We start from the raw sequence: 21,313 nt of genomic DNA, 5'->3' as shown, positions 1-21,313 counted from the left end.
GTCCGTCGAGCTCGTCATACCGATCTGGCGCTGGCGGTTCTTGGCACTCTTGTCGAAGCGCAGCGTATCAGCCCGCCGTGGAGCCGGACCAGCGTCCCGCCCGTGCCGCAGGATGTCAGGCCGCTTCACGAGCGGGTTTGCAGCGACAATTTTGCGTGAGGTTTGTAGCCCGTATGGAGCGCAGCGACATCCGGGACTCTATCAACAACCTGCCCCGGATATCGGTTCGCTCATCCGGCCTACGGTTGATTGCTACTCCGCCGCCGATTGCAGCGCCACCTTTTCGGCACGGACTGCGCAGAACTTGAATTCAGGGATCTTGCCGAACGGATCGAGCGCGGGGTTGGTCAACAGGTTCGCTGCCGCTTCCGCGTAGCAGAACGGCATGAACACCATGTTCTCCGGCACGTCGCGGTCGGAGCGCACCTTGACCTCGACGGCGCCACGGCGGGTTTCCAGCTTAATGAAATCGCCGGGCCAGACGCTTAAGCGTCGCATGTCCTTTGGCGACATGAACGCCACCGCCTCGGGCTCGATCTGGTCGAGCACGCTGGCGCGGCGGGTCATCGATCCCGTATGCCAGTGTTCGAGCACGCGGCCCGTGGACAGCACCATCGGATATTCGGCGTCGGGTATCTCGTCTGGCGGCACCACCTTCGCCGGCACGATCTTGCCGCGGCCGCTCTCGGTCGGGAAGCCCGTAGTGAAGATGATCTCGTTGCCGGGCTTGTTCGGGTCGTCGACCGGATAGGTCACCGCGCCCTCGCGCACCAACCGCTCCCAGGTGATGTTGTTCAGCGACGGCATCACCTGCGTCATCTCGGTGAAGACATCGGCCGGGCCGTTGTAGTTCCAGGGAAGACCCATGCGCTTGCCGATTTCCTGGATGATCCAGAGATCCTGTCGCGCATCGCCCGGCGGCCGGATCACCTCGCGCGCGAGCTGCACGCGGCGATCGGTGTTGGTGAACGTGCCGCTCTTTTCCGCAAAAGCCGAGGCCGGGAGGATTACGTCGGCGTGGAACGCCGTCTCCGTGACGAAGAGATCCTGTACTACCAGATGATCGAGCATCGCCAGCGCTTCGCGCGCGTGCTGCAGGTCGGGATCCGACATTGCGGGGTTTTCGCCCTCGATATACATGCCCGTGATCTCGCCGGCGTGGATCGCGTTCATGATCTCGACGACGGTGAGGCCGCGCACTGGATCGAGGTCCTGGTGCCAGAGCTTTTCGAACGGCTCGCGCAGATCGGTGCGTCCGACCGGCTGGTAATCCGGCAAAAACATCGGAATCAGGCCGGCGTCGGAAGCGCCCTGCACGTTGTTCTGGCCGCGCAGCGGATGTAGCCCGGTGCCGGGACGGCCGACCTGGCCTGTGGTCAGCGCCAGTGCGATCAGGCAGCGCGCATTGTCGGTGCCGTGGATGTGCTGGCTGATGCCCATGCCCCAGAAGATGATCGAGGCGCGCGAACGTGCGTAGACCCGCGCCACTTCCTTCAGCGTCTCCGCAGGGATACCGCAGATCGCTTCCATCTTCTCTGGCGGGAATTCCTTGATGCGCTCGGCAAGCTCGTCAAAGCCTTCGGTATAGCCCGCGATGTATTGCTGGTCCGTCAGCCCTTCGGTGATGATGGTGTGCAGCATCGCGTTCAGCATCGCGACGTCACTGCCGGGCTTGAAGGCGAGATGCTTCCAGGCGTGGCGCGACAGCGCCTGCTTGCGCGGATCCATCACGATCAGCTTGGCGCCGCGCTTGGCGGCGTTCTTGAGGTAGGTCGCCGCCACCGGATGGTTCACGGTGGGGTTGGCGCCGATCACGATGATGACTTCAGCGTCCATCGCCGCGGCAAACGGTGCCGACACCGCGCCCGAGTTCAGCCCTTCCATCAGCGCCGCCACCGAGGAGGCGTGGCACAGTCGCGTGCAGTGATCGACATTGTTGGAGCCGAAGCCGGTGCGCACCAGCTTTTGGAACAGATACGCTTCTTCGTTGGAGCCTTTTGCGGAGCCGAAACCGGCCAGCGCCTTGACGCCCTTCTCGTCACGAATTTTCACGAGTCCTTTTGCCGCGATATCCAGCGCCTCTTCCCAGGATGCTTCGCGGAAATGCGTGAACGGATTGGCTGGATCGACCTGATCGTTGGCATCCTTCTTCGCATTCGGCAGCCGCACCAGCGGCTTGGTCAGCCGGTGCGGGTGGTGGATGTAATCAAATCCAAAGCGGCCCTTGACGCAGAGCCGGTTATGGTTGGCCGGCCCGTCACGGCCCTCGGCGTAAATGACCTTCTCGTCCTTGACCTGATAGGTGACCTGGCAGCCGACGCCGCAGAACGGGCAGAGCGAATCCACTTGTCTGTCAGCATAGGTGACGCGGGTCTGCTTCTCGTCCAGCATCACCGAGGGCATAAGTGCGCCGGTTGGGCACGCCTGCACGCACTCGCCGCACGCGACGCAAGTCGATTCACCCATGGGATCGTCGAAGTCGAACACGATCTTGGCACCGGCGTTGCGATAGGCCATGCCGATGACGTCGTTGACCTGCACCTCGCGGCAGGCGCGCACGCACAGGCCGCACTGGATGCAGGCGTCGAGATTGACGCTCATGGCGGGATGGCTGGTGTCGCCCGCCCAGCGTTCAGCCGCGGGAAAGCGGCTCTCGGTCACCTCGACCTTTTCGGCCCAGTGCCAGAATTTCGAGTCGGGATCGTGCGAGGTCTCGCGCGCCGGCTGGTCGGCGACCAGCAATTCCATGACCATCTTCTGCGCTGCGACCGCGCGGGCGCTCTCGGTCTTCACCTTCATGCCGACGCTTGGCGTCCGTTTACAGGACGCCGCCAGCACGCGCTCGCCCTCGATCTCGACCATGCAGGCGCGGCAATTGCCGTCGGGCCGGTAGTCGGGCTCCGGCGAATAGCAGAGATGCGGGATTTCCTTCTGGTGGCGTTTTGCGACCTGCCAGATGGTCTCGCCGGCGTTGGCCTCGACCTGTTGGCCGTCGAGTTCGAACTGAATCTTCGTCATTCCGCGGCCTCTTTCGGCACGAATTCTTCCGGAAAATATTTAATCACTGAGGTCAGTGGATTCGAGGCGGCTTGTCCGAGCCCGCAGATCGAGGCGTCGCGCATCGCCTGGCTCAACTGGTCGAGCAATTCGCGGTTCCAGACCGGCCGCTGCATCAGGAGCGCGGCCTTCTGCGTGCCGACCCGGCACGGCGTACACTGGCCGCAGCTTTCATCCTCGAAGAATTTCATCAGGTTCAGCGCCGCGCCCTTCACGCTGTCCTGCTCGGATAGGATAACGACGGCTGCCGAGCCGATGAAGCAGCCGTATTTTTCCAGCGTGCCGAAATCGAGCGGGATGTTGTCCATCGAAGCCGGCAAAATGCCGCCCGACGCGCCGCCCGGCAGATAGGCGTGGAAAATGTGTCCGTCCGCCATGCCGCCGCAGAACTCGTCGATCAGTTCGCGCACGGTGATGCCGGCCGGCGCCAACTTCATGCCGGGATTTTTCACGCGGCCCGACACCGAATAGCTGCGCAGGCCGTGACGGTCGTTGCGGCCGTGGCTCTTCCACCAACTGGCGCCCTTCTCGACGATGTCGCGCACCCACCACAGCGTCTCGATATTGTTGATCAGCGTCGGCAGGCCGAACAGGCCGACCTGGAACGGATAAGGCGGCTTGTGCCTGGGCAAGCCGCGCTTGCCCTCGATCGACTCAAGCAGTGAGGATTCCTCGCCGCAGATATAGGCGCCGGCGCCGCGTCGCATATGCAGCACGGGACCGCCCGGCGGCAATTTTGCGATTTCGCGGGTGAGGATTTCGCGTGACGCCGGATATTCGTCGCGCAAATAGATATAGACGTCGGTCGCTTCAACGACATGCGCGCCGATCAGCATGCCCTCGATGAAGCGATGCGGATCGGTTTCGAGGTAGTAGCGATCCTTGAACGTGCCGGGCTCGCCCTCGTCGCCATTGATCGCCATCAGCCGCGGGCCGGGCTCGCCCAGCACCGCGCGCCATTTGCGTCCCGTCGGAAAGCCCGCGCCGCCGAGCCCGCGCAGCGAAGCGTCATCGAGCGCCTTCAGCAGATCTTCCCTGCTCAGTTCGCCCGACTGCAGGCTATTGAGCAGCTTGTAGCCGCCGCCTGCGACATAAGCGTCATACTCGGTATATTTGGGCAGATGCGCATGCGTGTCGCCGGCCTTGGCAGTGGCGAGCACGTTCGTCACGGTGGCATGATCGACGAAGTGATGGCCGACTTCGGCAGCCGGCGCGGTATCGCAGCGGCCGACGCAGGGCGCGCGCACCACGCGGATGCCCGGGCCGGCACTGTCCTGCAATTCGTGCAGCAGCTTTTCCGCGCCCATCATGGCGCAGGTTAGCGAATCGCAGACGCGGATGGTCAACGGCGCGATATCGGCCGCGCCTTCCTTCACCACGTCGAAATGCGCGTAGAAGGTCGCGGTCTCGAACACTTCCGCAAACGACAGTTTCATCTCATCGGCAAGTGCTGCCAGATGCGCCGCCGATATCTGGCGATACTTGTCCTGGATCAGGTGCAGATGCTCGATCAGGAGATCGCGCCGCCGCGGCCGGTCGCCGAGCAGGAGCTCGATTTCGTGCGCGGCGGTGGGATCGACCTGGCGGCCCTTGGGTGTCGCCTTGGCCCGCTTCCGTCCCGCGCCCGGATGTTCGAACGAGCGGACTTTTTGTAGGTCGTGTACGTCGTGATCCATCGAAACGGTCTCGTTCCTGCCAATCTGCCGGCCAACTCTAGTTCGTGGCATGCCAGATGCCAAGAAGTTTATCAGATATTTAAGGCAACACAGGCCGCGAGCTTTCGATCCTGTCGGCGCTTGGAGCCACCACATTTGGCGCGCTTTGCCTGATCGCTGGATGAGAACGCGAATTTGCTCCGGAGATCAATAAAGCCGTCTCATGCTGCGATTGCGAATGCGCATTGATCTAGATTTCCGATGGCTCGATTTGAGTTCGACATCGCAGGGAACATCGCATATGAAATGGCGTCGCGGGACGCTCGCCCCGCGACGCTGGGATGATCAGAGTATCTTGACGGCGCTTTCCAGCGTCTTCCACACGCCCCAGGCCAGCGGAATGCCGACGAAAGCCCAGAACAGCGCGGCCTTGGCGTCGAGCCCGCCGAACCCGATGCCATAGGAGCCTGACGGTCCCGATTGACCCGCGCTCGCCGTCGCCGCTTGCAGCTTGGCAACCTCGGCATCGCTCATGTGCCATTTCGCGTCAACCGGCTTGATCAGGTAGTTGCAGATCAGGCCGGCGATCAGCATCGCACACAGGATGTACATCGTGGTGTTGTAAAGCTGGTCACGCGGAACGCCGGCCGCGAGCTGGAACTCGCGGATATAGTTCACCACGACAGGGCCGATGATACCCGCGGTCGACCACGCCGTCAGCAGACGGCCATGAATGGCACCCACGAACTGCGTGCCGAACATGTCGGCGAGATAGGCCGGCACGGTGGCGAAGCCGCCGCCATACATCGACAGGATGATGCCGAAGCCGAGCACGAACAGAAGCTTCGAGCCCATCGCGGCGAAGGTCGGCGCCAGCGCGTAGAGGACGATGCCCAGGATGAAGAACGTATAATAGGTGTTCTTGCGGCCCATCTTGTCCGACAGCGAGGCCCAGAAGAACCGGCCGCCGATGTTGAACAGCGAGAGCAGCCCGGCGAAGCCGGCCGCGATACCCGCAATCGTCGCCTTCTGCGTGGCGTCAAGCTGGTTGAAGCCGATGTCGGGCAAGCCGATCAGCTTGCCGGCGAAGATTTCCTGCAACATCGGCGAGGCCATACCGATCACGCCGATGCCGGCGGAGACATTGAGGCAGAGCACCCACCAGATCAGCCAGAACTGCGGCGTCTTGTGCGCGTCCTTCAGGTGGACGTGGTTCTGCGAGATCATCGCATTGGCCTTGGCCGGCGGCGTCCAGCCCTCGGGCCGCCAGCCCGCCGGCGGAATACGATAGCGGAAGGCGCCGATCATCATGAACACGAAATAGATCGCGCCCATGGCGATGAAAGTTTCCCAGGCGCCGACCGAGGTCGGCGACTTGAAATAGTTCATCAAGAGGTTCGCCAGCGGCGCGCCGATCATGGCGCCGCCGCCAAAACCCATTATGGCCATGCCGGTCGCCATGCCGCGGCGATCCGGAAACCATTTTACCAGCGTCGACACCGGCGAGATGTAGCCGAGACCGAGCCCGATGCCTCCGATGACGCCGGAGCCTAGCCACAACAGCCACAATTGATGGGTGATGATGCCGATCGCGCCGAGCACCAGACCACCGCACCAGCACAGCGCCGACACAAAACCCGCCTTGCGCGGTCCGACACGCTCCAGCCAACCGCCCCAGATCGCGGCGGAGACGCCGAGCAGCACGAAGAACAGCGTGTACATCCAGCCCATGCTGGCGACCTTCCAGTCGCAGGTGGTGGTGAACAATTCCTGCACCAGGGTCATGTCGGGGCAGGCCTTCGGCGCGGTCACGCCGATCGCGCGCGACAGAGGCAGCCAGAACACGCTGAAACCATAGGCCATGCCGATGCAGAGATGAATGCAAAGCGCCGCCGGTGGAACCAACCAGCGATTGAAGCCGGCGGTCGCGATCGTGCGCTCTTTATCAAGGAATCCCGTTCCTGCACCGGGGATGCTCCCGGCGCTGCTGATTGTTGTCATCGCTATTTTCCCCTGCAACCCACTTGAACTGGGCGTTTGTTTTACCGTCTTCGATCCGTCATCTTCAGCTACGCAGTGGAGCAGCCCCATCCTGCTGTTCCATGCGATTCCGGAACGCGCGGAATCGACACGCGCATTCGAGAACATCCACCCTGATGCTTTTGACTATGCGCGCAGCAATGCCGGCCAATTGAGGTGAGATTTTGCCGGCATGATTGCCCGGGCAACAGCTCAATTCGACTATGCGCCGCTGGTCGTTGGCCCTCCCTTTCAATTTGTTGAAAAGGAGTGAGCAATCCATGTGCCAAATCGCACGATGCCGGAAATCAATGACTTGCGGATGACTCTCCTGCTGCTCAAGACAAAATGTCCGGACCTGCCGGACAAAATGTCCAAGTCAATCGGGCTTAGCTGGCCTCCGGAAGCCAAACGCGGAACGTGCTCCCTCGGCCGACTTGGCTTTCCACTGTAATCTGGCCACGCTGGCGCTTGATCAGCGTCTGACTAATGGAGAGACCAAGGCCGGTGCCGTCGCGGCGCTTCGTTGTAAAAAAGGGATCGAAGACCTTTTCCACGACGTCGGCGCCCATGCCGATCCCGGTGTCCGCCACCTCGATGACAATGCCAGGCACGCCGTCGCGGTCAGCGTCGTATGAACAAAGGGTCAGGCTGCCACCGTCCGGCATGGCGTGGATTGCGTTGACGATCAGGTTGATCACGACCTGCTGCAGCTCGGTGCGGTTCATCAGGACCAGACGGCTCGCCCGATCTTCCCGCACGACCCCGATTTCGGTCTTGTTCAGGAGATGCTGCACCAGCGGCAGGCAGTCCGCCACCACGCTTCCGGGCGCATGCCGCTCGACATAGCCGGCATATTCTTCCGGCCGGGCGAACTGCAGGAGCTTGGTGACGATCTGGCTGATCCGATGGATCTGCTCGTCAACCAGGCGAAACTCGACCTTGGCTTTTTCGACGTCAGCGCCGATCACGCTGCGGATGACATCGAGATTGCCCTGCATCACCGCGATGGGATTGTTGATCTCATGCGCCACGCCGGCCGTGATCTCGCCGATCGCGGCGAGCTTTTCGGACATGATGAGCTGCTTGGTAGTCGCCTCGAGCTTCAGATTGGCAAATTCGAGGTCGCGGGTGCGCTCGCGTACCCGCGTGTTCAATTCCTCGTTCCACTCACGCAACTGGCGATCGCGCTCCTGAATCTGGTCCAGCAGCGTATCGAGGTGAACCGCCACCCGGCCGATCTCGTCGCCCGATGCCGGCAACTTGGTCCGCGCGGAGAGATTACCGCTCTCGACTTCGCCGATCGTCGCCGTGACGCGTTCGAGCGGCATGAAGATCGACTGCGCCCAGCGCAGGAAGATCGGCACGCTTGCCGCCGTGATCGCGATGAACGCGAGCGCAATGATCAGGAGCGTCTCGAGCTTCGCGTCGTTGAACGGCTTCTGCAGAAATCCTACATAAAGCATGCCGACGCGCTTGCCGTAGGTGTCGACGAGCGGCTCATAGGCCGAGATATACCAGTCGTTGACGACGAAGGCGCTGTCCAGCCAGGTGCGCCCCTCCCCCATCACCGCAGAGCGCACCGCCCCCGACACCCGCGTTCCCAGCGCGCGTCGTCCCTCGAACAGGCGGACATTGGTCGAGATCCGCACATCGTCGAGAAACAGCGTTGCCGTTCCCTGGCTGCCCTCGGGCAGGCTGGCCGCCCGATAGACGAGGTCGTTGATGGTATCGATGAATTCCAGATTCTGGTTCAGCAGAATCCCGCCAACCAGCGCGGCAGGCCCGCCTCCGGGCGCCGTTGCGCGGCTGGCCGCATGCACCACCATGCCATGGGTTTCCGTGCTGCGATCGGTCGGCGCCGCGTTTGGGGTCGGCACCAGGTCGAGACCCGCGCGCTGGGCAAGCGCTGGCGAAATCGCCGCAAGTTCGTCGTTGGTGAAGATGTCGATGCCCGTCGACGGGGATTCGCCTGATAGCGCCGATGTGATGATCGGCCAGTCGGCCCTTGGCATGCCCTTAAGCGCGGGTGACGAGGCGACAACCTTTCCACCGGCATCCATCAAATAGAGGAAGTCGAGACCCATCTCCTTGCGGGACTGTTCGAGCAAGGTCTCCACGGCGGCGAGCGTTTCGCGCTCTTCGACCTCGCGGAAGCGGAACGAGAGGCTCAGCCCGCGGATCTGAACGCCGGTTTTTTCCAGAATGCGAGCGAGGTATTGGTGGGCGATGGTGAGATCGCCGTTCACCTTGGAGATCAGCGTAGCGTCGAACCGCGCGTTCCAGCGATAGATGGCGACGCCAAGCAGAAGCGGCAGGATGACCAGCATCGGCAGCAGCGCAATGGCGAGCAGCCGGAAGCGGACGGAGCGCCCGCGCACCGGCCCCTCGATGCGGCCCGCCCGGTCAGCCATTCCATAACGCGAGTTTGCGGTCGATGGTCTTGCGCGAGATGCCGAGCCGCCGCGCCGCTTCCTCGCGGTTGCCGCAGGTCTCCTTCAGCACCGAAAGAATGTGCCGGCGCTCCAAGTCTGCCAGACTGTCTGCGGTGCCGACCTGCCCCTCGTTCCGTGGCCCGGCGAAATCGTCCGGAAACGCGCCGAGGATCAACGTGCGCTCGATTAAATTGCGCAGCTCACGCACGTTGCCAGGCCAGTCGTAACTCGCCAGTGCGGCCCGCACGGCGCTATCGATCGGTACCGGCGGCATGCCGAGCTGCGTCGAGAGCTTGTTCATGAAGATGGTGGCGAGCTCCTGCACGTCGTCGCCGCGATCCTTCAATAGCGGCAGATGAATCTGCATAACATTCAGGCGGTAATAGAGGTCGGCGCGAAACCGTCCCTTCTCTACTGCCTTCTGCAGATCAGCGTTGGTCGCAAAGATCAAGCGAAGATCGACCGGCACTTCACGCTCGGAGCCGACGGGACGGACACGGCGGTCCTCCAGAACACGGAGCAGTTTGCTCTGCATCGGTAGCGGCAATTCGCCGATTTCGTCGAGGAACAGCGTGCCGCCATGCGCATAAAGGAACAGGCCCTCCCGACCGCTGTCCGCGCCGGTGAAGGCACCCTTGATGTGCCCGAACAACTCGGCCTCGATCATCTCGGGCGGAATCGCCGCGCAATTGACGGGGACGAAGGGCTTGTCTGCGCGGTCCGACAAGGAGTGAATCGAGCGCGCGGCGACTTCTTTGCCGGTGCCGGATTCGCCGGTGAGCAGGATCGATGTCGGCAGGCGGGCAACGCGGGCAATGGTTTCCCGCACGCTGCGGGCCGCCGGCGACTCCCCGATCAGATTGTCGCGCAAGAAGGTGCGATCGGATGAAGCGCGCAGCGCATAGCGCAAAACGTAATTCTCGCGCTGCAGCCGGACGCGGTCGAGGCAGCGCGCCACCGCATTGAGTATCTGGTTCGAGCGGAACGGCTTTAGCACGAAGTCGACCGCACCTGCGCGTAGCGCCTGGATCGCGGTATCGAGATCGGCATAGGCTGTAATCAGGATGGCGTCGGCGAAGAACCCGACGGCCCGCTGCTCGGCCAACCAATCGACGCCGTTCTTGCCCGGCATAATGTTGTCGAGGATGACGACGTCGAACCGGCTCTTGTCGAGCTTGCGCGAGGCTTCGTCGGTGTCGGCGGCCTCTTCCACATGCTTGCAGCTCGGCCCTAGCGTGCGGACGAGAAAATTGCGCATGCCGGGCTCGTCATCGACGATCAGGATCGATGCCTGCGCCAGCGCGCTGAACTCGGAACCGCCGGCCGGCTTGCCTGACCTGGCCGCCGGTTCATTGACTGTGGCAGGAGATGCCGCTGCGCTCGCCTTCGATGTCGGGAAGTTCATGCCGGGACTTGTATGACCGATTGTCGCACCCGGCAATCGCACGCTGTGGTGAACTCGTCTAATTGACGGGCGAGGGTTTACCGCAGGATCGCTCAAGCATTTTCCTTCTCTATCGGCCGATTTGGCTATCTTATCAAGAGTGCCGCTTTCCGCCCTCTCCGTAATCTGGACCTCGTCGTAGGGTCGCGCCGCAGTTCGCCGCAATTTATTTCATAACCAGGACCGGACATGCTGCCATCTGAACGATTCGATCGGCGCGGCTTCCGATCATTCGCTCATACAGGGCCGAGTGACCGGTAGCGCCGATCACCAGCAGGTCTGCGCCGATCTGTGGAACGAGGTCCATAATCATCCGCACCGGATGGCCGCTCACGACGTGAACATGCATCCCGAGCCCGCCTGTTGCGCCAAACGACGAGCCCGTTCCACGACCGGATGAAATCGGCGTGCGGCGATCCCCTTTGCTTCCCTGATCTCTTCCAGGTATTCCGGCATCGGCGGAATTTCTTCGACGCAAACGAGGTGAAGCGAACCAGCATTCTGCCGTGTCACGGCGATTGCGAGGGCCAATGCCCTGAACGCCGCGTCCGATCCATCATCGGCATGCAGAACCGTTTTGAACATCGCCCATACTTTCTGCTACCGATCGGAAGCGGCCAGCGCCGTCGGCCGCTCCGCTGCTTGCTCCTCTTCCGATCCGAACCTGGGCACCAGGTGTCGTGGCAGATAGAATGCGTTTGCGATTAACGTGGGGATGACCGCACTGCCGATCACGGTCGCAACCAGGACCGAGTACTGCGCCTGATCGATAATGCCGTGCGAAAGGCCGAACAGGGCGGAAATCGTGCCGAAGGTCAGCCCGGTCGACATCAGCAGCGTCGTGTACATCGCCTCCCGATCCGGTGCGGCGAAGAGTTTCGTGACGGGTGAGATACCGACGATCTTGGTGCCGATCTTGACCACCAGGAAGAAAAGGAAAGCAGCCGGAGCTGCTATCAGGGAGGGTATCGAGACGAGAGATCCCGCCCGAATGAAGTAGAAGGGCGTTAGAAAGCCGAACGTCAGCGTCCTCAGCCGCCGGATCAGCGCGTGATCCTTCCCGACGGTTCCAGCCAGCACCATGCCAATGAGATAGGCAGGCAACACCGCCTCACTGTCTGCCCACGCAGCCAGCGCACCCATTCCAAACAGACAAAGCAGCAGGAACTTGGTTTCGAGTTCGGAAGGGCGATTTCCGTACAGCTTGAAAAAACGCGGCGTCAGCCATGGCAGCACCAGGAATACGATGGACCCTGTCGTCAGAAAAATAACAGTCTTTAACAGGAATGGCGCGAAGATCAGTCCCAGTGCCACCAGGGTCTCAAGATCGGTAACGAAGCAGGCGGCCAGAACGGTCTATCCATATTCCGTTCGATTGAAGCCAAACTCGAGCATGACAGCGTAGACCACGGTTACCGAGGTGGTCGACATGGCAACGCCGGCAAGCCAGCTCGGCATCGGCTGCAGCCAAGGATGTGATGGGCGGCCGCAGCGCAACCGATGAACGGGAAGAAAAAACTGCCAAGCCAACGGCAGCAGCCTCTCTCCATTTCAACTTGAAGACGGCAGGATCGAGCTCGGCGCCCGCCAGAAACGTCAACACGATCGCACCGATGCCTGACAGAAACTTGATCCAGGATTCGTCGGTGCCCAGCACGGCCTGCCCGATCATCGCGCCAGTTACCAGTTGGGCGATGGTGCCCACGACGATTTCGGAAAGCGCGGTCGATATCCTCAGCCAGATCGACAACAGGCTCGCGACCAGCGCGAGGCCGAGCCATAAGGGGGCCAATGCCCAAACGCTTGTCATGACGCCCTCCACAGACGAAGAGCTCGACGGATTACGGAATTGGCGGCAGCCGGCCGATGTCCAACCATGACATACTCCTGCTCGCGCGTTGGCGCGTTCGCAGGAGTCATCAGCCGGAATGGCGATTTTGGGGGGGACTCCATCCCCTGAAATGACGATGCTACCTCTGGCGCAAACAATGACAAGGCCAAATAGTTTCCGGTCAAATGCCGAACGCTATGCGATCAGCTCGTCGCTTTGGCTCCGTATTGAAGAACCTGAACTTTTTCCAGCGTTATGAGGCCGCTGGTCATCATACCGTCCAGCGTTGGGAGGAAGGCATTGATCTTATCCTCGCTGTCGACGATCTCAATCACCAGAGGCAGATCTTCCGAAAGACGCAGGATCTTCGTGGTATGAAGTCGGCTGGATGCACCGAAGCCCATCGGGCCGCGAAGGACGGTTGCTCCGGCGAGGTGCGATTCGCGTGCCTTGAGCACGATGGCCTCGTACAATGGTGATCCGCCGAATTTGTCATCCTCACCAATGAAAATGCGGAGCAGCAGCGCTTGCTTTGGGATTTGCATTGTTAGCTCCTCTTCAAACTATTGAGTCGATTTGCCAGCAGATGTCCCAGCCACGCGGCCACCAGCCAGGTCGCGATCGAGATGGCGATATTTGTATACGCAGTCTGTACCATGCCGGCTTGCAGCAGCCTGAATGTTTCCAGGCTGAAGGTTGAGAAAGTCGTGTAGCCCCCGCAAAATCCGGTCATGACGAACTGCCGTTGTCGGGCGCTTGCGAACAACCGTCCGTCGGGGCCACTGAAGGTGCTGTAGAATCCGATGATGAACGAGCCGGTGACGTTGACGAAAAGGGTGGCCCACGGAAATTCCGTACCGAACTGAATGACAAGCGAAAGAAGATAGCGGGCGACACCGCCGACTACGCTGCCGGTTGCAATATATCCATAGAGGATCGCGGTATTCCAGCGATTGGGAGCGGCCTTGCCATCGGTCATTGTCGCAAATCCCACCTCATCTCGTCAGATTGACTATTGCAAAACCGACGGCAACGGCACCAATCGATAGCGCGACGGATATCGCGACATAGCCAATGGCGCGTCCCCCCTCGCCGTCTCGCGCCAACGCCAGCGTCTGCAAACTGAATGAGGAGACAGTCGTGTAGCAACCAAGAAAGCCGGTCACTGCGAACAGCCACGGGTTTGGCGCAGCAAATAGCGATGCATTGTTTCGAGCTAATGCCGCAAAAATGCCGATCAGGAAGGCGCCACTAACGTTGACCGACAGCGTACCCCACGGAAAGGTCTCGCCGACCCGCCTGGCCACGATTCCCGAAACGAAATAGCGCGCAACGCCTCCCAGCGCGCTGCCCACGACGACGGAAAGTAATGCACTTACCATAGGCGCGTACATCCGAGCCGCCTTGGCCGAAATTGAGCGGGCACGTTCATCACTCCAAGTCTATGCCTCTCACAATCACATGAATTCTAGCAATTTCCAGGCCAACGGCCTGCCAGATCGCGGCCAGAATCACAATGAGGGCGAGCAAGAGCGTGATACCAGTCCGCTCGGTTGCTTCGATTCCGGCGCGATCGAGAACGAACTGAAGACCCGTAACAAACAGCAGCGCAAAGCGGAGCCACGACGCCGAGCCACGACAATGTATCTCGATCGGCCCAACGCTTGTGTAGCCTCACAAGTCGCACCTGTTCTTCGGTCATTTGCCGCTCCCGTCCACATAGAGTCTCTCAGGCTGTGTGCCTCAATGAGCTTGTCTTATCGAGTTTCGCAGAACGATTCTTGTTCATCCAGGAAAGTACATCCGCAGAACGGCCTTGGATAACGCGCAGAGACTTTGTCGGATGTGCCTCGCTCTTGCTTCCGGCAAATCGCCAAGACTCGCTGACAATCGCGACATGCCATTCATCGCGTGCCCAGCGAGGCGATTTGCAAAATCTCGAATACGTTGGAATGGGCCTGTCCGTCGAACCGGTGCCTGTCGCGCGGACAGATGCCGTGTGAAGTCCATGCTACCCGGTCGGCTCCCAAGGAGGGGACGTCGACACCAAATTCTATGTCGCCGATCGTGCGCGCGTTTCCGATCGGGCGCACGTTAATTACCGCTCCGAAAATGGAAAATGCCAAACGAAGTCATGCGTCCTCCAGCCGTAACGCACCGTCGAATACCTCATGCTGCCGCTCTTCCGAGCAGCGCGAGCCGTTCAAACCAGTTGCCTATAGTGGAGGAGTTCAGACATGCTCCTACCGACGCAAAGCGCCTGGTCGGAGTCATCAGCCTTGCGGCGGTTGTGGGGACCCCATCCCCATCGCGGGAAAACTTAGTGGAGGCGGCGAGTCGGCGCAATACCCCCTCAGCAGCCATGAACCACCAAATCGACCATCAATGCGAGGCCATGCAATGAAATCCGCTCTTCTGTCTTGGCAATTCTGGGCCGTTCTGTCTGCCGCATTTGCCGCGCTCACCGCCATATTCGCAAAAGTGGGCGTGGAAAATGTAAACTCCGATTTCGCGACCTTCATCAGGACCATCGTCATTCTGTGCGTGCTTGGGATCATTCTCGCGGGCACGGGACAGTGGCAGTCACCCAATACCGTGTCCGCGAGAAGCTATTCGTTCCTCGTGCTTTCGGGGCTCGCAACGGGGGGATCCTGGATCTGCTATTTCCGCGCCCTGAAATTGGGCGACGCGGCTCGCGTGGCGCCAATTGATAAAATGAGCGTTGTGCTCGTTGCAGTTTTCGGAGTTGTTTTTCTGGGCGAGCGTCTCTCGATACCGAACTGGCTCGGCGTCGCCCTGATCGCTGCTGGCGCGGTCCTGGTCGCCTACAAGTCTTAGTAGACTTGGCAGTCCCGCCTGGTTATTGCTCCGCTTTTTCTATCAGAAACACGATGCGGTCCTGGCTGCGCTCGGTGATCTCGACCTTGTCGCCGGTCTCGCGAATGAGGTTCGGAATGTCGATCACCGACAGCGGATCGGTGCAGAGCACTTCCAGCCTGTCGCCGGGCGGCAGCGTCTTCAGTGCCTTGCGCGTCTTCAACGCCGGCAGCGGGCATTTCAGCCCGGCGAGATCAAGTTTTGTCGTCGTCATGCGCCGACCATGGCGAAGGGGGCCCGCATCGTCAACGGACATCAGTTGATCAGGCTTGCATAGGATAGGAACCCGACTGTCTGGCCGGGCGATACCTGCGTGACGTCTTCGCCGAGTTCGACCAGCCCATCGGTGTCCGCCAGCGACGACAACAGGCCCGCGCCTTCGCGCGGAAATTTTACCGCTTCGAGCGCGCCGTCGGCACCCATGCGCAAGCTGACGCGGACATATTCACGGCGCGAAATCTTCTTCTTGTAGCTGAAGGCGGCGCGAACCGGCATCGGCAGAAGCGGTTCCGGCCGAGCGCCGGATAGCGCCAGAATGGTCGGACGCACCACGTGAACGAAAGTGACAAAACTCGCCACCGGATTGCCGGGCAATCCGATAAACGGGGTGCCGCCGATGATGCCCATAGCGACGGGGCGTCCCGGCTTGATCGCCATCCGCCACAGCACGAGCCTGCCCACACTTTCGACGCTCGCCTTGACATGGTCCTCCTCGCCGGTCGAAACACCACCGGTGGTGAGGATCAAATCGTGGCTACCGGCGACTTCCTGCAGCGCGCGGGCCAGTGAGGCACGCTCATCCCGAATGATGCCGAGGTCGCTGATCTCGCAGCCGAGCCGCGACAGCATCGCCATCAGCATGAAACGGTTGGAATCGAACAATTGCGCAGCCCCGCGCGTCTCGCCCGGCGAGGCCAGTTCGTTGCCGGTGGAGAACACGGCGACGCGAATGCGCCTGACGACCTCGAGCTCGATGAACCCGAACGCCGCGGCAAGCGCGACATCCTGCGGACGCAGTCGCTGGCCGGCGTGCAGCGCCGCGAAGCCTGACGCGATGTCCTCGCCCGCGGGGCGTACGTTGGCGCCGGCCTTGAGGCCTGGGGGAAGCACCACCTTGTCGCCTTCGACGCGGACGTCTTCCTGCATGAAGACGGTATCGGCGCCTTCGGGCATCGGCGCACCGGTGAAGATGCGCATGGCATGTCCCGGCGTGAGCGGGGCAGATGCGGAGCTGCCCGCTTGAACGCGGCCGGTGACCGGAAACGTCTGCTCTTCCTGCTGCGGGAGATCGCGGCTCGCAACCGCATAGCCGTCGACGGCGGAATTGGTGAAGGGCGGCAGCGGCAGCGGTGCCAGAATTTCGTGCGCCAAAATGCGGCCATCGGCGCGAGCGAGCGCAACCGTCTCGATATCCACGACCGGCGTCACCCGCGTGGCAATGAGACCAATGGCCTCATCGACCGACATCATCGGGCCGCCGAAGGCAAAGCAATCGTCGGACAGTTGCGCCATGTGCTTGATCAGCCCTCAGCTTCGCATTTGGCCAGCACGTCTTCGAGCGAGATCGCAGACCGCAACATCATCGCCGCCACGGCCTCGATATCGTCGAGATGGGCGGTCGGCAGCTCGGTTTCAACCGCCGTATCGGTCGCTATGCCGACGATGCCGGGATCATCGGGGAACAGCAGCGGTTTTTCATTCGCAGCGCGGTAGATCTCGATCTTGCGGTGCGGCTCGCGCTTGAAACCCTCGACGACGACAAGATCGACCGCCGATAGCTTCGCCAGCAGTTCCGGCAATCGTGGTTCATGCGCCCCGCGCAGCTCATGCATCAACGCCCAGCGCCGGCCGGACGATACAAGAACTTCCGCCGCACCGGCCTCGCGATGCCGCCAGGAATCCTTGCCGGGGACGTCGACGTCGAAGGCGTGATGGGCGTGCTTGATGACAGACACACGCAGGCCCTGTTTTGAGAACTGCGGGATCGCCCGCGTCAGCAAGGTGGTCTTGCCGGCGCCGCTCCATCCCGCGAGGCCTATCACTTTCATCTTGCTCTCCGAGCCTGCATTCCTTGCAGGATCGTCATGCCCGGGCTTGACCCGGGCATCCACATCTTGCCGCTACCGCAGCAAGAAAGGCCTGGATGGCCGGGACAAGCCCGGCCATGACGGAGTAAACCGTGACTTGTTAACTCCGGTGCTTATATCAGCCTACAGGTAATGTCATGCTAACCTGCGTCCTATGATGAAGATGGAAAAAGCCCCTGCCCCCCTGATCGTGCCGAATCCTGAGGATCCGCGGCTGACGGAGCGCGTTGCCGGGACCGACCAGACGGGTGCAGCGGTCGAGATCCGGGTGCCGGTCGAACGGCCGCTGACGCTATATCTGAACGCGCAGGAGATCGTCACCATGATGACGATCGGCGATTACCCGGAATATCTGGCGCTCGGCTATCTCCTGAATCAGAACATGCTGAAATACGACGACGTCGTCACCGAGGTCGAGTATGACGACGATCTCCAGGTGGTGGTGGTGCGCACCGAGCACCACACCAATTTCGAAGCGAAGCTTAAGAAGCGCACGCAGACGTCCGGCTGCGCGCAGGGCACCGCGTTCGGCGACCTGCTTGAAGCGGTGGAAAGCGTGGCGTTGCCGAAGGCCGAGCTGCGCACCTCCTGGCTCTATCAGATGACGCGCACGATCAACACCATGCCCTCGCTCTATTTGGAGGCCGGCGCAATCCATGGCTGCGTGCTGTGCAAGGAAGGCACTCCCGTCTGCTACACCGAAGACGTCGGTCGCCATAACGCGGTCGACAAGATTGCGGGGTGGATCTATCGCCACGGCGTCGATCCCGCCGACAAGATCCTTTACACCACGGGCCGGCTTACCTCGGAGATGGTGATCAAGACGGTACGGATGGGAATTCCCATTCTGGTCTCGCGCTCGGGCTTCACCGCGTGGGGTGTCGAACTGGCGCGACAGGTCGGGCTAACGCTGGTCGGGCGTACACGCGGCAAGCGCTTCATTGCGTTATCCGGACAGGAGCGGATCGTGTTCGACCAGAACCTCGACTATATCGAGGAAGAATCCGCGCGGCACAAGCGCAAGGGCGAAGAACGTGACGAGTAAGGCGACGTCAAGAGACGCGCGGACAACGCCAAGAGGCGTGCCTGGAATTCCGGGCGTACTGCTCGCCGGCGGGTTGGCGCGGCGGATGGGTGGCGGCGACAAGCCGATGCGCACCATCGCCGGCCGCACCATCCTCGACCGCGTGATCGAGCGACTTGCGCCGCAATGCGACGGCCTGATCCTCAACGCCAATGGTGACCCAGCGCGGTTTGCAGCGTTCGGCCTGCCTGTCATTGCCGATGGCGTGGCCGATTTTCCAGGACCGCTCGCTGGTATCCTCGCGGCACTCGACTGGGCCGCGGCCAGCCGGCCTGATGTAAAATTTGTTCTCAGCGCCGCCGCGGATTGTCCATTCCTGCCGCGCGATCTGGTGTCGCGCCTCTATGGCGCGCTCGAAGCGGAGAATGCCGACTTGGCCGTTGCCGCCTCCGATGGCCAGTCGCATCCGGTCATCGGGTTATGGAGGGTCGGCTTGCGCGAACAGCTGCGCCACGCGCTGGTCGTTGAGGACATCAGGAAAATCGACCGCTGGACCGCACGCTACAGGCTCGCCACTGTGACATGGCCTATCACGCCGCTCGACCCTTTCTTTAACGCCAACACCATGGACGACATCGCGGAGGCGGAACGGTTCGCGGCGCTGGGTGGGGATTAAGCGGCCAGATGGCCGCAGTTCCGGGTCGAATCCAGTCGCGGCCGGTAGCGACCACTGGTTATCCCAAGCGGGCAACCACCCGCCAGATTAACGAGAAACACAGATGAGCGAGCTCCTTTGAGGTGTCCTGGCTTTCATCGTTCGGGCGATCACGTTCGCCCTGGATGTTGCGCTGTTCATTTCGGACGCCGAGCGGTTCACCCGCTGGGTACCGGCAGCAGCACGCTTGTCGCGGTCCCGGCGGAATTGAAAATTCGGACACCGGCCGCGACGCGCGCGCTGGCCGAGGCCGAGCAGCGCAACCACTTCCTCTACTACCCCGCAAATAGCGCCGTACTCTATCCCGCCAGCGGCACGCTCCAGGCGTCGTAGCCGTAGACCCAGTCGGTATCGGTCTTGCCGCTCAGCCAGGTATTCGCGCGCGAGGTTGCTTGGATGCGCGCGGTTCGCGCCTTGCGCGTCGCCTCGAAACGGCGGAATGCATTCGCAACACCTTCCCGCTCGACGCCGTCGAGACAGCGCGACAGCACCGCCGCGTCCTCGATCGCCATCGCCGCGCCCTGCGCCATATACGGCGTCATCGGATGGCAGGCGTCGCCGAGCAGCGTGACGTTGCGATCCGCCCATCGCTCCAGCGAATTGCGGTCGACGATCGCCCATTTGTGGACGTCGGGGCACGCGGCCAGCACCCGTTCGACCTGGTGATGGAAGCCGGCAAACGCCTTGCGCAATTCCCTGACATCGCCTTTCGCCGACCATGATTCGATCCGGAAATCCGACTCGGGCTGGCTGGTGACGAGATAGATCTCGCTGCGGTCCGGCTTGACGTAATAGATGACGATATGGCGGTCCTCGCCCCACCATTTGGTGCAATCGTCGATCTTTTCGCCGCCGAGCTGCGTGGCGGGATAGGTGGTGCGGTAGGCGATTCGCCCGGTGAAATTCACCGGCGAAGCGCCGAACAGGATATCTCTCACGACCGAGTGAACGCCGTCGGCGCCGATCACGGCGTCGGCTGTAACGGTTGCGCCGTTAGCGAAGGCGAGCCGGACGCCCTCGCTCGTTTCGTCAAGCCCGACCAGTTTGTGGTTGAGCCTGATGCATGCATCGGGAACGGCGCTGGCGAGCACCGCATGCAGGTCGCCGCGATGCGCCAGGAGATAGGGCGCGCCGAACTTCTGCTCGGCGCTCTCGCCGAAAATCATGTCGAACTTGATGTCGCCGGTGCGCCAGTCGCGGTTGTTCCAGGAACGCGGATAGAAGGATTGCGCGCGCAGCCTCGCCTCCAGCCCCAGGGCGCGCAGTACCTTCATGGCATTGCAGCCGATCTGGATGCCGGCGCCGATCCGCGCGAACTGCGCAGCCTGTTCGTAGACGGTGACGTCGATACCCAATCGCCGCAGCGTCGCGGCGGTCGCGAGCCCACCCATGCCGGCGCCGATGATCGCAACTGACAGAGACCGTTTCAACGATTCACGTCTCCCCGCTTTCTCGTTCTCGCGCTAATGCAGCTTTCCTTCGAGGCGGAAACTAACTTCCCTGTCAGAAACTGTCGTATTTGTCATTTGAAATCGTTGGACCGTTTGGGTCTGCTGGATTGTTTTCTTCCGGCGACGCTATGCGTCGCTGTAATTCAACCATGGAGGGATTAGGATGAACAACAAGCTCCTTAATTGCCTCATCGCGGGTGCGCTTGCCACGGCGCTTGCCGTGTCGCCACCGGCGCTTGCGCGAGGCGGCGGTGGCCACGGCGGCGGTGGCGGCGGCATGCATGGCGGTGGTGGCGGGATGCACGGCGGCGGTGGCATGATGCACGGCGGCGGTGGCATGCACTTCGGCGGTGGCGGTATGCGCTTCGGCGGCATGGGCGGAGGCATGCATTTCGGCGGCAGCCGGTTCGCGGGTGCGCATTTTGCACATGCCGGATTCGCGCCCCGATTTTCGACCGCATTCCATCACCACGGCTTCCATCACCGCTTCTTCCATCACCGCTTCCACCGCTTTGCTTTTGTCGGCGTGCCTTACGTCTACGCCTCCTACAACGGTTGCTGGCGGCGGGTGTGGACGGCCTACGGAGTGCGGTGGGTCGATGTCTGCGGCGACTACGGCTACTAGCGCCGCCGAACCGTATCGCGACTGAGACCGCCGCGACCGTCTGATTTGGCGCGTTGCGAGGGAGGTACTGATGCGACCATACGGGGCCCTGTT

21 protein-coding genes and 2 riboswitches are annotated in these 21,313 nt (G+C 61.8%); of the genes, 4 read left to right on the top strand and 17 right to left on the bottom strand.

Annotated elements, in window-relative coordinates:
• Positions 1-252 precede the first annotated feature (252 nt).
• The 3 genes from fdhF to HCN58_RS00480 all read right to left on the bottom strand — a co-directional run bounded on the left by fdhF (position 253) and on the right by HCN58_RS00480 (position 6,686).
• Entirely contained in the window at positions 253-3,018 is a 2,766-nt protein-coding gene (gene fdhF / locus HCN58_RS00490; RefSeq protein WP_171577428.1) for a formate dehydrogenase subunit alpha, read from the bottom strand.
• Positions 3,015-4,733 carry an NADH-ubiquinone oxidoreductase-F iron-sulfur binding region domain-containing protein gene (locus HCN58_RS00485; RefSeq protein ID WP_171577427.1) on the bottom strand — a complete coding sequence of 573 codons (1,719 nt, stop codon included), beginning with the start codon at positions 4,731-4,733 and terminating at the stop codon, positions 3,015-3,017. The genes fdhF and HCN58_RS00485 overlap by 4 nt, the downstream gene beginning before the upstream one ends.
• 324 nt (positions 4,734-5,057) lie before the next feature.
• Entirely contained in the window at positions 5,058-6,686 is a 1,629-nt protein-coding gene (locus tag HCN58_RS00480; RefSeq protein WP_311966762.1) for an OFA family MFS transporter, read from the bottom strand.
• Between HCN58_RS00480 and HCN58_RS00475 the strand changes: the two genes are divergently transcribed.
• The gene (locus HCN58_RS00475; protein ID WP_311966763.1) at positions 6,592-6,912 is read left to right on the top strand and encodes a hypothetical protein; all 321 of its coding nucleotides are present in this window, start codon (positions 6,592-6,594) and stop codon (positions 6,910-6,912) included. The two genes, HCN58_RS00480 and HCN58_RS00475, sit on opposite strands and share 95 nt — an antisense overlap.
• 208 nt (positions 6,913-7,120) lie before the next feature.
• Here the strand turns inward: HCN58_RS00475 and HCN58_RS00470 are convergent, their stop codons facing one another.
• From HCN58_RS00470 to crcB (HCN58_RS00435), 9 genes are all read right to left on the bottom strand, one after another.
• Positions 7,121-9,145, bottom strand: a complete 2,025-nt coding sequence (locus tag HCN58_RS00470) for a sensor histidine kinase (RefSeq protein WP_171577424.1) — start codon at positions 9,143-9,145, stop codon at positions 7,121-7,123.
• The gene (locus HCN58_RS00465) at positions 9,138-10,571 is read right to left on the bottom strand and encodes a sigma-54-dependent transcriptional regulator (RefSeq protein ID WP_171577423.1); all 1,434 of its coding nucleotides are present in this window, start codon (positions 10,569-10,571) and stop codon (positions 9,138-9,140) included. The genes HCN58_RS00470 and HCN58_RS00465 overlap by 8 nt, the downstream gene beginning before the upstream one ends.
• Before the next feature lie 205 nt (positions 10,572-10,776).
• Positions 10,777-10,959 (bottom strand): universal stress protein, encoded by a 183-nt coding sequence (locus tag HCN58_RS36690; protein ID WP_171577422.1) that lies wholly within the window; start codon positions 10,957-10,959, stop codon positions 10,777-10,779.
• Entirely contained in the window at positions 10,941-11,195 is a 255-nt protein-coding gene (locus HCN58_RS37320; protein WP_171577421.1) for a universal stress protein, read from the bottom strand. The genes HCN58_RS36690 and HCN58_RS37320 overlap by 19 nt, the downstream gene beginning before the upstream one ends.
• A gap of 15 nt (positions 11,196-11,210) precedes the next feature.
• Positions 11,211-11,924: a cation:proton antiporter gene (locus tag HCN58_RS35260; protein WP_210265820.1), complete on the bottom strand. Its 714-nt coding sequence runs from the start codon at positions 11,922-11,924 to the stop codon at positions 11,211-11,213.
• Positions 11,925-11,931: 7 nt separating this feature from the next.
• Positions 11,932-12,420, bottom strand: a complete 489-nt coding sequence (locus tag HCN58_RS35255) for a cation:proton antiporter domain-containing protein (RefSeq protein ID WP_210265819.1) — start codon at positions 12,418-12,420, stop codon at positions 11,932-11,934.
• 93 nt (positions 12,421-12,513) lie between these two features.
• Positions 12,514-12,576, bottom strand: a riboswitch (Fluoride riboswitch).
• A gap of 68 nt (positions 12,577-12,644) precedes the next feature.
• On the bottom strand, positions 12,645-12,986 hold the full coding sequence (locus HCN58_RS00445; protein ID WP_171577420.1) for a DUF190 domain-containing protein: 342 nt from the start codon (positions 12,984-12,986) through the stop codon (positions 12,645-12,647).
• Between the two features lie 2 nt (positions 12,987-12,988).
• Positions 12,989-13,420, bottom strand: a complete 432-nt coding sequence (gene crcB / locus HCN58_RS00440) for a fluoride efflux transporter CrcB (RefSeq protein ID WP_171577419.1) — start codon at positions 13,418-13,420, stop codon at positions 12,989-12,991.
• A 16-nt stretch (positions 13,421-13,436) separates the two neighbouring features.
• Entirely contained in the window at positions 13,437-13,835 is a 399-nt protein-coding gene (gene crcB, locus HCN58_RS00435; RefSeq protein WP_235983284.1) for a fluoride efflux transporter CrcB, read from the bottom strand.
• Positions 13,836-14,698: 863 nt separating this feature from the next.
• Positions 14,699-14,757: riboswitch (Fluoride riboswitch) on the bottom strand.
• An 84-nt stretch (positions 14,758-14,841) separates the two neighbouring features.
• On the opposite strand from crcB (HCN58_RS00435), the gene HCN58_RS00430 reads away from it, so the two are divergent.
• Positions 14,842-15,279 (top strand): EamA family transporter, encoded by a 438-nt coding sequence (locus HCN58_RS00430; RefSeq protein ID WP_171577418.1) that lies wholly within the window; start codon positions 14,842-14,844, stop codon positions 15,277-15,279.
• Between the two features lie 22 nt (positions 15,280-15,301).
• On the opposite strand, the gene HCN58_RS00425 is transcribed toward HCN58_RS00430, so the two are convergent.
• From HCN58_RS00425 to mobB, 3 genes are read right to left on the bottom strand one after another with little or no spacing between them, the layout of a single operon-like run.
• Entirely contained in the window at positions 15,302-15,532 is a 231-nt protein-coding gene (locus HCN58_RS00425) for a sulfurtransferase TusA family protein (protein ID WP_171577969.1), read from the bottom strand.
• Positions 15,533-15,573: 41 nt separating this feature from the next.
• Positions 15,574-16,830 (bottom strand): molybdopterin molybdotransferase MoeA, encoded by a 1,257-nt coding sequence (locus HCN58_RS00420; protein WP_171577417.1) that lies wholly within the window; start codon positions 16,828-16,830, stop codon positions 15,574-15,576.
• An 8-nt stretch (positions 16,831-16,838) separates the two neighbouring features.
• On the bottom strand, positions 16,839-17,366 hold the full coding sequence (mobB, locus tag HCN58_RS00415; RefSeq protein WP_171577416.1) for a molybdopterin-guanine dinucleotide biosynthesis protein B: 528 nt from the start codon (positions 17,364-17,366) through the stop codon (positions 16,839-16,841).
• Between the two features lie 193 nt (positions 17,367-17,559).
• On the opposite strand from mobB, the gene fdhD reads away from it, so the two are divergent.
• Together fdhD and mobA are read left to right on the top strand one after the other, a co-directional pair.
• Positions 17,560-18,450, top strand: coding sequence for a formate dehydrogenase accessory sulfurtransferase FdhD (gene fdhD / locus HCN58_RS00410; protein WP_171577415.1), 891 nt, complete (start codon positions 17,560-17,562; stop codon positions 18,448-18,450).
• Between the two features lie 37 nt (positions 18,451-18,487).
• Complete coding sequence (mobA, locus tag HCN58_RS00405; protein ID WP_311966752.1) at positions 18,488-19,105, top strand: molybdenum cofactor guanylyltransferase MobA; 618 nt, start codon at positions 18,488-18,490, stop codon at positions 19,103-19,105.
• Between the two features lie 338 nt (positions 19,106-19,443).
• Here the strand turns inward: mobA and HCN58_RS00400 are convergent, their stop codons facing one another.
• Positions 19,444-20,574 (bottom strand): FAD-dependent monooxygenase, encoded by a 1,131-nt coding sequence (locus HCN58_RS00400; protein WP_171577414.1) that lies wholly within the window; start codon positions 20,572-20,574, stop codon positions 19,444-19,446.
• Between the two features lie 73 nt (positions 20,575-20,647).
• On the bottom strand, positions 20,648-21,091 hold the full coding sequence (locus HCN58_RS37005; RefSeq protein WP_171577413.1) for a hypothetical protein: 444 nt from the start codon (positions 21,089-21,091) through the stop codon (positions 20,648-20,650).
• Positions 21,092-21,313: the final 222 nt, after the last annotated feature.

The sequence above is a fragment of the Bradyrhizobium australiense genome (genome assembly GCF_013114825.1).
In the GTDB taxonomy this organism is placed as follows: Bacteria; Pseudomonadota; Alphaproteobacteria; order Rhizobiales; family Xanthobacteraceae; genus Bradyrhizobium; species Bradyrhizobium australiense.
This window is presented reverse-complemented; position numbering and strand designations above follow the sequence as displayed.

Bases quoted from the DNA above. Each gene is read 5' to 3' on its own strand.
- fdhF (WP_171577428.1), bottom strand. From the start codon at position 3,018: ATGACGAAGATTCAGTTCGAACTCGACGGCCAACAGGTCGAGGCCAAC.
- HCN58_RS00485 (WP_171577427.1), bottom strand. From the start codon at position 4,733: ATGGATCACGACGTACACGACCTACAAAAAGTCCGCTCGTTCGAACAT.
- HCN58_RS00475 (WP_311966763.1), top strand. From the start codon at position 6,592: ATGCAAAGCGCCGCCGGTGGAACCAACCAGCGATTGAAGCCGGCGGTC.
- HCN58_RS00470 (WP_171577424.1), bottom strand. From the start codon at position 9,145: ATGGCTGACCGGGCGGGCCGCATCGAGGGGCCGGTGCGCGGGCGCTCC.
- HCN58_RS00465 (WP_171577423.1), bottom strand. From the start codon at position 10,571: ATGAACTTCCCGACATCGAAGGCGAGCGCAGCGGCATCTCCTGCCACA.
- HCN58_RS36690 (WP_171577422.1), bottom strand. From the start codon at position 10,959: ATGCATGTTCACGTCGTGAGCGGCCATCCGGTGCGGATGATTATGGAC.
- HCN58_RS37320 (WP_171577421.1), bottom strand. From the start codon at position 11,195: ATGTTCAAAACGGTTCTGCATGCCGATGATGGATCGGACGCGGCGTTC.
- HCN58_RS35255 (WP_210265819.1), bottom strand. From the start codon at position 12,420: ATGACAAGCGTTTGGGCATTGGCCCCCTTATGGCTCGGCCTCGCGCTG.
- HCN58_RS00445 (WP_171577420.1), bottom strand. From the start codon at position 12,986: ATGCAAATCCCAAAGCAAGCGCTGCTGCTCCGCATTTTCATTGGTGAG.
- crcB (WP_171577419.1), bottom strand. From the start codon at position 13,420: ATGACCGATGGCAAGGCCGCTCCCAATCGCTGGAATACCGCGATCCTC.
- crcB (WP_235983284.1), bottom strand. From the start codon at position 13,835: ATGTACGCGCCTATGGTAAGTGCATTACTTTCCGTCGTCGTGGGCAGC.
- HCN58_RS00430 (WP_171577418.1), top strand. From the start codon at position 14,842: ATGAAATCCGCTCTTCTGTCTTGGCAATTCTGGGCCGTTCTGTCTGCC.
- HCN58_RS00425 (WP_171577969.1), bottom strand. From the start codon at position 15,532: ATGACGACGACAAAACTTGATCTCGCCGGGCTGAAATGCCCGCTGCCG.
- HCN58_RS00420 (WP_171577417.1), bottom strand. From the start codon at position 16,830: ATGGCGCAACTGTCCGACGATTGCTTTGCCTTCGGCGGCCCGATGATG.
- mobB (WP_171577416.1), bottom strand. From the start codon at position 17,366: ATGAAAGTGATAGGCCTCGCGGGATGGAGCGGCGCCGGCAAGACCACC.
- fdhD (WP_171577415.1), top strand. From the start codon at position 17,560: ATGATGAAGATGGAAAAAGCCCCTGCCCCCCTGATCGTGCCGAATCCT.
- HCN58_RS37005 (WP_171577413.1), bottom strand. From the start codon at position 21,091: ATGGAAGAAGCGGTGATGGAAGCCGTGGTGATGGAATGCGGTCGAAAA.